The organism is Bacillus sp. V3-13, assembly GCF_002860165.1.
GTDB lineage: Bacteria > Bacillota > Bacilli > Bacillales > Cytobacillaceae > Bacillus_BJ.
On the sequence record NZ_PGUZ01000013.1, the window covers coordinates 102850 to 113601 of the forward strand.

General features: G+C 42.6%; 9 protein-coding genes. 7 read left to right on the plus strand and 2 right to left on the minus strand.

Features of this window, described 5'->3' with window-relative positions; translation table 11 throughout:
• Positions 1-34 precede the first annotated feature (34 nt).
• The gene (gene mnmH / locus CU633_RS05710; RefSeq protein ID WP_101658756.1) at positions 35-1102 is read left to right on the plus strand and encodes a tRNA 2-selenouridine(34) synthase MnmH; all 1068 of its coding nucleotides are present in this window, start codon (positions 35-37) and stop codon (positions 1100-1102) included.
• 162 nt (positions 1103-1264) lie between these two features.
• On the opposite strand, the gene CU633_RS05715 is transcribed toward mnmH, so the two are convergent.
• The gene (locus CU633_RS05715; protein WP_101658757.1) at positions 1265-2296 is read right to left on the minus strand and encodes an LLM class flavin-dependent oxidoreductase; all 1032 of its coding nucleotides are present in this window, start codon (positions 2294-2296) and stop codon (positions 1265-1267) included.
• A 250-nt stretch (positions 2297-2546) separates the two neighbouring features.
• Between CU633_RS05715 and CU633_RS05720 the strand changes: the two genes are divergently transcribed.
• The gene (locus CU633_RS05720; RefSeq protein WP_101658758.1) at positions 2547-3137 is read left to right on the plus strand and encodes a molybdopterin-dependent oxidoreductase; all 591 of its coding nucleotides are present in this window, start codon (positions 2547-2549) and stop codon (positions 3135-3137) included.
• A gap of 141 nt (positions 3138-3278) precedes the next feature.
• Here the strand turns inward: CU633_RS05720 and CU633_RS05725 are convergent, their stop codons facing one another.
• The gene (locus CU633_RS05725; protein WP_101658774.1) at positions 3279-4205 is read right to left on the minus strand and encodes a MerR family transcriptional regulator; all 927 of its coding nucleotides are present in this window, start codon (positions 4203-4205) and stop codon (positions 3279-3281) included.
• A 356-nt stretch (positions 4206-4561) separates the two neighbouring features.
• Between CU633_RS05725 and CU633_RS05730 the strand changes: the two genes are divergently transcribed.
• The 5 genes from CU633_RS05730 (at position 4562) to CU633_RS05750 (ending at position 10697) form a co-directional block, all read left to right on the plus strand.
• Entirely contained in the window at positions 4562-5578 is a 1017-nt protein-coding gene (locus CU633_RS05730) for a LacI family DNA-binding transcriptional regulator (protein ID WP_101658759.1), read from the plus strand.
• 217 nt (positions 5579-5795) lie between these two features.
• Positions 5796-6968 (plus strand): substrate-binding domain-containing protein, encoded by a 1173-nt coding sequence (locus CU633_RS05735; protein WP_101658760.1) that lies wholly within the window; start codon positions 5796-5798, stop codon positions 6966-6968.
• Between the two features lie 76 nt (positions 6969-7044).
• A complete protein-coding gene (locus tag CU633_RS05740; protein WP_180954878.1) occupies positions 7045-8544 on the plus strand; it encodes a sugar ABC transporter ATP-binding protein in 1500 nt (499 codons plus the stop codon).
• Complete coding sequence (locus CU633_RS05745; protein WP_101658761.1) at positions 8525-9502, plus strand: ABC transporter permease; 978 nt, start codon at positions 8525-8527, stop codon at positions 9500-9502. Before CU633_RS05740 ends, CU633_RS05745 begins: the two co-directional genes overlap by 20 nt.
• Before the next feature lie 31 nt (positions 9503-9533).
• Positions 9534-10697 carry a Gfo/Idh/MocA family protein gene (locus CU633_RS05750; protein ID WP_101658762.1) on the plus strand — a complete coding sequence of 388 codons (1164 nt, stop codon included), beginning with the start codon at positions 9534-9536 and terminating at the stop codon, positions 10695-10697.
• The last annotated feature ends 55 nt before the right edge of the window (positions 10698-10752 follow it).

A 10752-nucleotide genomic window follows, 5' to 3' on the forward strand; every position in this document is an offset into this window, starting at 1 on the left:
GAAACGCAAAACAGCAATCAATGGAGGCATTACCTTGAAGGAAGTTACGTACGAACAATTTTCACATATAAAAAACGGAATATTAGTTGATGTACGCTCCCCGCTTGAATTTGCAGAAGGATCTGTCCCGGGTGCAGTGAATATTCCTTTGTTTACGAATTCGGAAAGGCAGGAAGTCGGGACGCTTTATAAGCAGACCGGTGCCAATGCCGCCAAATGGCGGGCGATGGAAATCGTTTCCCCAAAACTTCCGGTGATTCTTACAGAGATCAGAGAGCTGTCTCAACAAAACCTGCAGCCGGTTATTTATTGCTGGCGGGGAGGCATGCGCAGCGGAGCTGTCGCGACATTTTTGCAATTCGCCGGAATGCCGGCCACGCGTCTGATCGGGGGCTATAAAGCCTACCGTCAGTATATTCTTGACAGGATTCCCGGACTTATCCCCTCAAAAGCGGTTGTTCTCCATGGCATGACAGGCTCTGGCAAAACAGAAATTCTCAAAATTCTTGATAGCAAAGGTTATCCAGTCCTCGATTTAGAAGAGATCGCCGGCCACCGTGGTTCGGTATTTGGACAGCTGGGAACGGGTACAGGCCATAACCAGAAAACATTTGACAGTCTTCTGTATGCAAGCCTGGAAAAACTGAAACACTCTCCTTATTTTATTATGGAAGCAGAGAGCAAGCGAATCGGGCGTACTGTCCAGCCTGAAATTTTACTTGAAAAGAAAATAAACGGGTTTCATTTTCATATAGATACTTCAAATGCAGCCAGGATTGAAAGGATTTATAAGGAATATGTTGTCCCTTTTCAGGACGAGCCCTGGTTTCACGAAAAAGTACTGGAAGGGCTGGATAAAATTGAGAAGCGCATGAAGAACCAGGAAGTTACCCGATTGCTTTATGAAAATGCCGGGTGCAGAAACTATAAAGAGATCATTCGCCTTCTCCTTGATTATTATTATGATTCGCGCTACCAGTTTAAACGGGCCGACTATAATGGAGAATTTTATCATGTCGCAGCCGATGATATTGACAAAGCAGTAGAACAAATTGAAGAAAAATTGCAAATGCTTAACAGTAATTATTCGATTTCAAACTAGTAAAGAAAAGCCTCCTGTCAGGAATAGCAGAAGGCTTTTTTGTATCGCTGGCGCGGATCTTTGAATAGCTTTTTCTTCATTACGGAGAATTTTAGAATGTTTTTTTTAGCCAAAAAAGGAGCTGGATCATAAAAACAGTCCAGCTCCTTTAAAAATAAACTTCTAATTAGCTTTAAATACTTCAGACACAATTTCGAAAGAACGCAAGCGGTCCTGATGGTCATAGATTTGCGCATTGATCATCATTTCGTCTGCACCGGTTTCGTTTAGGAACGCCTGCAGTTTTTCTTTGACGGTTTCCGGGCTGCCAATGATCGAAGAGCCGAGCTGCTGCTCGAGTGCAGCTTTTTCATAATCGCTCCACAGTTCATCCATATTATCAACTGGGGGCTGTAGCGGGGCCGGGTTATTACGGATCAAATTAAGAAACTGCTGCTGCATCGAAGTCGCCAGGCGGCGGGCTTTTTCGTCGGTGTCGGCTGCAATCACATTTACTCCAACCATTGCGTATGGTTCCTCAAGCACTTCCGATGGGCGGAAGCTGCTCCTGTATAAATCCATCGCTGGTACTGTATAGGCCGGGGAGAAATGGCTCGCAAACGCAAACGGCAAACCAAGCTGGCCAGCCAGCTGAGCACTGAAACCGCTGGATCCGAGCAGCCAGATCGGAATGTTCAGTCCTTCACCGGGAATCGCTCTTACATGCATTTTTCCAGATGCCATTGATGGGTCAAAGTACGTCCTAAGCTCTTCCAGCTGCTCTGGAAAATCATGGCCGTCACTTCTTCGTTCTCTTCTCAATGCCTGTGCTGTCAGCTGGTCTGTTCCGGGTGCGCGCCCTAAACCAAGATCAATCCGTCCCGGGAACAAGGATTCAAGTGTTCCAAATTGCTCAGCAATGACCAGAGGCGCATGGTTGGGAAGCATGATGCCTCCTGAGCCGACACGAATCGTTGAAGTACCGGCCGCAACATGGCCAATCACGACAGAAGTTGCAGAGCTGGCAATGCCGGGCATATTATGGTGTTCCGCCAGCCAATAACGGGTATAGCCCCATTTTTCCGCATGGCGGGCAAGGTCAAGCGTATTGCGGAGCGATTCCGCAGCCGTACTGTCTTTGACAATCGGTGAAAGATCAAGGACAGAAAAACGGATGTCGCTCAATTGTTTTTTATCTTTTAAAGTGTTTTGCATCTTTTCATCTTCTTTCTGTAAACTGAGAATTCTGTTTGGTATTGACTGTAAAACCTATTTACATTTTATCAATTTGTCCTCCTGTCACAAAATAATACGTTCTGAATCGCTAACAGTGAGCCAAGATAATTTTTGGAAAGAAAACCGCCCATTCAATTTCTTGTATCTCCTGTTTAATATCGTTATCATGTTAAAAAAGAACCGCTGTGAAGCTAAAAAGTATATTGCGGAATTGAAAGGATGAGCAATCATGGGAAAAATTCTTCCTCCCGGCCAGTTTGAAACGGAAAATTGGCCGATTCTTCACCAGGGAGATGTCTATCAATTCGATGAACAAACGTGGGATTTCAGGCTGTTTGGAGAAGTGAAAGAGGATGTTTCACTTACATATTCCGAGATTATGCAGCTGCCGAAAACGGTCTCAACGGTCGACATGCATTGTGTGACGACATGGTCGAAATTCGGAACCAGCTTTGAGGGGATTGCATTACGTGAGCTTCTAAAATTGGTTGAAGTAAACAAAGACGTCCGCTTTGTAAAAATATACGGATATTACAATGGTGACCGGTTTGGCTATTCAGCCAATATGCCGCTTGATGCCCTGTTAGGGGACGACGCCTTATTTGTTTATCGCTGGAAGGATGAAAATCATGAATGGCAGGATATTTCACCGAAGCACGGGTACCCGTTAAGATTTATCCCGCCGGCATCGTTTTATTTATGGAAGGGATCAAAATGGGCTTCAGGCATTCGATTTATGAAAGAGGATGAAGCGGGATTCTGGGAAGAGCTCGGCTACTCGATGACAGCCAATCCATATAAGGAAGAACGTTATCGCTGACAATTCCGGATATTTGATTGTGATGCATCAATAAAAAGACGTGGAGTCCGATTTTTACCACGTCTTTTTAAACGTCTGGAAAAGAATGAAATGGCTTACCTCAGCTATTATCCTTATGTTAAACCATATCTCCTGCAGACATCACTTTTCCCAAAAGCGCCACCATTTTTTAGGGCGGCGTTGTTCTGCCACAGCCGCTTTACGAAAACTGTTTACGAGATCCTGAAATATTTCTTCCCTTTTCTTAATTTCTGCACGGTATTGCTGGCGTTCTTGATTAATCGTTTCGATGTAATATTCACGGTCTTCATTTAGTGTGTCAACTAATGTTGATATTTCGTTATTTGTTACTTCGGTTGCCTTTGAAATGTAATGCACTAACGTTTTGAATTCCTCAGAAGAAGCTTCGGAGGCCTCGGTGATCCGTCTTGATAGACTGAAAATCTGTTCGTAAGTTTCATTTGAAGATACTTCAATAGACTTGGAAGTTTGCTCAGAAGCTTTGTCAATTTTACTGGCCAGCTCTTGAATATCTTCTTTTGTCTTTTCTGCAGATTTATAGATTGAGTCTGATAAGGCCTTAACGGTGTGGAGCGAAGCTTTTGAAATCTCCTTTTTAACATCGTCCATCACTTCTTTGCGAATCCCGTGACGAATCTCCTTTTTTACTTCGATTAACAGATTATCCTTGTATGCTTCAAGCGTATTAAAAAACTCGGTAAAATCGGGTGTTTCTCCATGGCCGTTTTCTTTTCTTTCCACATCAACGGTTTCAGTATTTGTCCCGATCTCGATTAGTTCGGTTGCGGACTCGGCGGCCAGCTGTTGAATATGCCTCTCCAGCAGACCGCGGATCAGTTCTTTGCCTAAGTTTTCTTCTCGCATCTGCTTAATCGTGATCAAGAGGTCTATTTCGTATTCGGTATAAAATCTTGCCCCTTGTTTTGTTCGTGGAATAACAAGCAATCCGTCCATATCTTTTTCCCATTGCCTGATCGTTCGCGGAGGAACTTGAATTTGTTCAGAAACCTCTTTTATCGTATATGTTCTTGTATCTTGAGAATCCATATTGCCAGCCCTTTCTTCAAAAAATATATTTTCGCGCCTGCATGCTCCATAAAGCAAAAATTAATTATAACTATATTCCGCATTCGCCCATCTTATTTCCTGCAAGCCGACAAAAGCTATCAAAACAAGACGGAATTCAGCAGATCCACCAAAATTTGTGATAAAAAACAATGGACAGTCAGATGTGCGAGGCAAACATGGAGGAAGGGGATATCCGCAGGACATTTAGGCATTTGATAGAGCAAAGAAAATAAATCTATAAAAAATATTATTTAAATTATGAAAAAATTCTTGCAGAGAGAAATGTAATCGATTACAATAAATTCATAGATAAACTAGAAGGGTTTTGACATCCAATGGTAAGAATTGCAGATGTTGCCAAAATGGCAAATGTTTCGACTGCTACAGTTTCCAGAGTAATAAGTAACTCAGAACCTGTAAAAAGAGAGACTAGAGAAAAAGTATTGCATGCAATAGAAAAATTAAAATATCAACCAAATGTGCTGGCGAGACAACTTAGGAGGATGGAGACAAAGACAATCCTTGTTGTAGTACCTGATATTACAAACACTTTTTTCTCAAACGTTTTAAGAGGGATAGAGGCCATTGCCGGTGAAAACAGCTATCAAGTGTTACTGGGTGATACAGGTAATATAATTGATCGTGAATATGGATATTTTGATATCCTTCGACAAAGGAAAGCTGACGGAATGATTCTATTGACAGCGAGAAGCAATCAGCAAATGCTTGAAGAAATTGCCGAAGAGTACCCAATTGTGTTGGCATGTGAATATTTTGAAGGTTCTAAACTCCCAACTGTTTCAATTGATAATGTTAGCAGTGCTAGAAAGGCCACTGAACATTTAATCAGTTTAAATCACACAAGAATTGCCCATATTTCAGGCCCGCTTAACGTAGTGGTAGGCAGAGATAGATTAAAAGGTTTTCAGCAGGCCATGATTCAACACAGCCTTCCGGTTGAATCTTATTTAATCCAGGAAGGAGATTTCTCATATGAAAGCGGCTTTAATCTTATGATGAAATTCCTGGCCCTGGAAAACCCTCCAACCGCTGTATTTGCCGGAAATGATGAAATGGCAATGGGGGCAATTAAAGCAGTGAAATCAAAAGGGTTGAGCGTTCCTGAAGATATTTCTGTCGTAGGGTTCGATGACATAAAGTTTGCGTCAATTTTTGAACCAGCGCTGACAACCATCTCTCAGCCAACTTATGATATAGGAAAGCGAGCCATGAAACTGCTTCTCCAACTGATTAACAGTGACGAATTAGAAAAACAACAATATATGCTTTCTGATAAATTAGTTATCAGGGATTCCAGCAAAGAGAAAAAAGAGTCTAATAGGAATGGATGAATTATGTTCGGTCTATTCCGCTTTTTTTACCGATAGATGTATCCGATTACAATTTTATATTAGTATCGTTTTTGCAAATATATATTTTTTTGTGAAAAAAGTAATCGATTACATTTGTAAAGGGTAAAATTCTTCAGTTTTGGGAGGTGATGCTCCTTCAGTTGAGCAGCCAAAATAAAAACAAGAGGAAACCAATAAAAAACAAAGGGGTAATCAAATGAGAAAGAGTATCTTGTTTTCCGTAATTTTTATACTTGTTCTTAGTACTGTGCTCATTGGATGTGGCAATAATCAATCAACTTCAGCAGAAAAAGAAAAACAACAGAAAAACGAAAACTATTCAGCAGATACAAATGGTCCATTAACGATAAATCCAGAAATACCAGATATAGAAGTACTTGATAAAGGCCCTAATGGCGAACAGGCAGTTTCTGCAAAATCATTGCAGCTAACCGAAGAAGAGCTTAAAGAAATAGCCCAAGGTGAATATACAGCGGCGATCGTAATGCATTATTCAGGAACTGATTATATGAATGCAGCAGTAGGGGCAATGGAAGACACCTTCGAGAAAATGGGCATTGAAGTCGTTGCCGTAACAGATGCCCAGTTCAAAGCGGAAAAACAAGTAAACGATATTGAAACCGTATTGGCAAAGCAGCCGGATATTATGATTTCCGTTCCGGTAGACGCTGTTTCCACAGCACCGGCTTATAAAAAAGCGGTCGAGCAAGGCGTGAAATTAGTATTTATGGATGGAGCTGCAGAAGGGCTTGAAGCGGGCAAAGACTATATCAGCATTGTCTCAGGCGATAATTATGGGAATGGTGCCCTGGCTGCAGACATAATGGCAGAGAAAATAGGCAAAAAAGGAAAAGTCGGGATTGTTTACCATGATGTCAACTTTTTCGTAACGAAGAACCGTTCAGACGCTTTTGAAGCAACGATTAAGGAGAAATATCCTGATATTGAAATTGTAGCTCAAGGCGGAATTACCGATCCGAATAAAGGTGAAGAAGTTGCTTCTGCAATGCTGACAAGAAATCCGGACATTGACGGTATATTTGCTCCTTGGGACGTTCCGGCGGAAGGAGTTATGTCAGCTGCTCGGACAGCAGGAAGAGAAGATCTGGTAGTTACAACTGTAGATTTAGGTACGAATGTGGCAATATCCATTGCTTCAGATGGAATTGTTCAAGGCCTGGGTGCGCAATTGCCTTATGATCAGGGAGTTGCCCAAGCCATTCTATCAGGCTATGCACTTCTTGGAAAAGAAGCACCGGCATACGTAGCTTCACCAGCGATTAGAGTAACAAAAGACAATGTATTGGAAGCATGGAAATTAATCTATGGTGTTGACGCTCCTGCAACGGTTCAGGATGCAATGAAGTAATGAAAATTTAACCCAAACTATTTTATAGAGGCTGGCATAAGTTTGCAGCCTTTATAGACAAAGAAGGTGAATTCTCTTGGACCAACCAATACTGGAAATGAGAAATATTAGTAAAGCTTTTAATGGCATCACCGTTCTCGACAAGGTTGGCTTCTCTTTAAAAAAAGGTGAAGTGCATGCTTTAATGGGGGGGAATGGCGCAGGGAAATCGACTTTAATGAAGATACTTACCGGGGTTTACTCTGCAGATCAAGGTGAAATCATAATTGAGGGAAAACCGGTTAGCATTAATAGTTTTGATGATGCAAAAGCAAATAAAATATCGATGATCTTTCAGGAGTTCAGTTTGATTCCGACGCTTACGGTTGCACAGAACATCTTTCTTGCGCGTGAACAGAAAAACTCACTGGGCTTGCTCAATGACAAAGAGAGCGAAAGAAGAACAGAAGAATTGCTAAATGAATTAGGAGTTAATATCAAACCAATCGATATCGTCCAGGATTTGGGAGTAGGCTATTGGCAGATGACTGAAATTGCCAAGGCGCTCTCCCAGGATGCAAAAATATTAATCATGGATGAACCTACTTCATCCTTAACGAAAAACGAAACTGAAGTACTGTTCAAGATCATTAATGAATTGAAAGCAAAAGATTATTCTATCATCTATATTTCTCACAGGATGGATGAAATCTTTCAAATATGCGACAGAATTACAATTTTACGGGACGGCAAATACGTTACCACTGAAAAGTGCAGTGAAACAGACCTGGATAGTGTGATCAAGCACATTGTCGGCAAAGAGTTTGACCAGGCATTTGAATGGCAGGAACGCCCATACTCTGCAGAAGGCCCTCCTGTTTTCGAGGTGAAAAATTTAAGTGCGGGTGAAAAAGTCCGGAATGTAAACCTTAAAATCCAGCCTGGTGAAATTGTCGGGATCGCGGGATTGATGGGAAGCGGAAGAACTGAATTAATGCGATGCCTGTTTGGCATTGACAGGATAGACAGCGGTGAAGTGTTTGTAGAAGGTAAAAAGCACACGATTAAAAATGCAGGCGATGCGATTGCCGCCGGGATTGCTTTAATACCTGAGGACAGGCGCATGCAAGGCTTGGTTCTCCAGCATAATGTCAAGGACAATATGGTCCTGCCTATTCTTTCAAAGCTTAAAAAAGGGCCTTTTGTAGATAATCGCAAGGCTAATGACATCAGCAAACGATTTGTCGAAAAGTTAAATATTAAAACGGATGATATTTTTAAACAATCCAATTTGTTATCAGGCGGAAATCAGCAAAAAATTGTACTTGCAAAGTGGCTTGCACATGATCCGACTGTTTTGCTGCTTGATGAACCTACCATCGGTGTAGATATTGGCGCTAAAACTGAAATAATCGATATTATTCGCGAAATGGCGGATAGCGGCAAAGCCATATTAGTTGTCTCTTCAGAACTCCCTGAACTTCTTGCATTGAGCGATCGGGTGCTTGTGATGCATGAGGGTCAAATTAAAAAGGAGATGAAGCGCACGGAAATCAATTCAGAGGAGGAACTGGAATATGCAATCCAAGGTTTCTAGTCAGACAGGTCCAGCATTTTCATTAAAAAAATTCGAATGGCGTAATTATATCGTCTATCTCGCTTTCGTTGGTGTATTAATCTACTTTTCAGTAAGCCTTTATGACCAAGGATTTTTGACATCCGGGAATTTGTTAAACATTGTACGGCAGACAGCCACAATCTCCTTAATGGCTCTTGCGATGACATTTGTTATCAGTACAGGAGAAATTGACTTGTCCGTAGGTTCGATTGCAGCTTTATCCTCCTTAACCGGGGCGCTGGCGCTTCAAGCGGGATCCGGGATCTTCGGCGGCTTGGCTGCAGGCGTTGGCACTGGCTTAGCGGTAGGTTTAATAAATGGCTTGCTGGTCACTAAAGTAGCTATTCCTTCTTTCCTTGTTACTTTGGGAACGATGGGAGCTGTAAAAGGGATGGCGATGTGGATCACTGACACTGCTCCAGTACCGATTATTGATGCGAACTTTAACTTCATTTTTGGCTCTGGAGATATCGGTCCTATCCCTGTTTTGTTAATCTGGACACTTGTGTTTACCGTAATCGCCCATGTATTACTCAGGAAAACGTCATTTGGCCGGCAGGTTCTTGCTACTGGTGGTAATGAAACCGCAGCACGGTTCTCGGGAGTCAAGGTAATGAGAATTAAGCTGCTGGTTTTCGTAGGAACAGGCCTTATGGCTGGACTTGCAGGTCTTCTGTATGCAGGCCGCATGAACGCAGGAAGATTTTCCTTTGGTGAAGGCGACGAGCTTTCTGTTATTGCTGCCGTCATTCTTGGGGGAACAGCATTGGCGGGCGGTGTCGGAACTGTGATTGGGACTCTGATCGGCTCTTTAATGATAGGGGTCATCAATAATGGCCTTATTATTATGGGCCTTGATGTAAGCCAGCAAATGATCATCAGAGGGATCATCATAATTCTAGCGGTTGCGCTTGGACGAAAAGCAATTAAGAGATAAATAGAAATCATCGGTGACTGGAGGAAGCTTCGTGGAAAAAATAAAAGTTGGAGTAATCGGCACAGGCTTCATCGGACCAACTCATATTGAAGCGATTAGAAGGCTCGGTTTTGTTGAAGTGTTAGGCTTGGCTGACAGCAGCCAGCAAGCCTCAGAAAAAAAAGCCCGTGAACTTGGAATTCAGAAAGCATATAAGGATTACCGTGAAATGCTTGAGGATCCCGAGATCCAGGCTGTACACAATTGTACTCCGAACCACCTTCATTTTGAAATAAACAAAGAGATTATCAAGGCTGGCAAGCACATTGTTTCTGAAAAACCGCTGGCTATGGACAGCAGGGAATCTGCCGAATTGCTGAATCTCGCAAAAGAACATGGTGTTGTCCACGGTGTAAATTTCAATTATCGGCAGTTCGCCAGCGTGCAAAATTTACGCGAGAAGATTGCGAACGGAGACTTAGGTAAGGTTAATCTTGTCTATGGAAGCTACCTTCAAGACTGGCTGTTGTATGAAACCGATTACAACTGGCGCCTTGCTCCAGATGCAGGCGGGAAATCACGGGCTATAGCGGATATTGGGTCACATTGGTGTGATACTGTCCAATATGTGACCGGTAAAAGGATTGTGGAGGTTTTTGCCGACCTGGCTACTGTTATACCATTCCGTAAAAAGCCCGGCGAAACTGCGGCAACCTTCGGGTCCAGCGGCTCACAAAGTGAAAGCTATGAAGAAGTGGCTATTAATACGGAGGATTATGCTTCAGTGCTGTTACGCTTCGAGGATGGATCGCGGGGGGTATTTACCGTTTCCCAGGTTAGTGCAGGCCGCAAGAACCGACTGAGCTTCGAAATCGCAGGGAGCAAAAGTGCTGCATTTTGGAACCAGGAAGAACCCGAAAAACTGTGGATTGGCCATCGGGAAAAGCCCAATGAAATCCTTCTTGCGGATGCGGCTTTGTTCGAGCCGGGTGCAAAGGAAGCAATCCATCATCCTGGCGGTCATAACGAGGGCTGGCCTGATGCTTTGAAAAACATGATGAAAAACTTTTATTCTTTCATTCGTGATGGGAAAGACCCTGAAAACGCTAAGACCAATTTTGCAACCTTTGAGGACGGACATATCTCAATGTGCATTACCGACGCCATTTTGGAAAGCAGCAAAAATCAAAAATGGGTGAAGGTTCTGAACAGGTAGTGTAAAAAGTTCTATGAAAACTCGGCTTTGAGGGTTCCGTTCTGCCACAAAACAG

What these genes read in the sequence shown, in the direction of transcription:
- CU633_RS05720 (WP_101658758.1), top strand. Translation starts at nt 2,547, where the DNA reads ATGGGAAAAATTCTTCCTCCCGGCCAGTTTGAAACGGAAAATTGGCCG.
- CU633_RS05730 (WP_101658759.1), top strand. Translation starts at nt 4,562, where the DNA reads ATGGTAAGAATTGCAGATGTTGCCAAAATGGCAAATGTTTCGACTGCT.
- CU633_RS05715 (WP_101658757.1), bottom strand. Translation starts at nt 2,296, where the DNA reads ATGCAAAACACTTTAAAAGATAAAAAACAATTGAGCGACATCCGTTTT.
- CU633_RS05725 (WP_101658774.1), bottom strand. Translation starts at nt 4,205, where the DNA reads ATGGATTCTCAAGATACAAGAACATATACGATAAAAGAGGTTTCTGAA.
- CU633_RS05735 (WP_101658760.1), top strand. Translation starts at nt 5,796, where the DNA reads ATGAGAAAGAGTATCTTGTTTTCCGTAATTTTTATACTTGTTCTTAGT.
- CU633_RS05745 (WP_101658761.1), top strand. Translation starts at nt 8,525, where the DNA reads ATGCAATCCAAGGTTTCTAGTCAGACAGGTCCAGCATTTTCATTAAAA.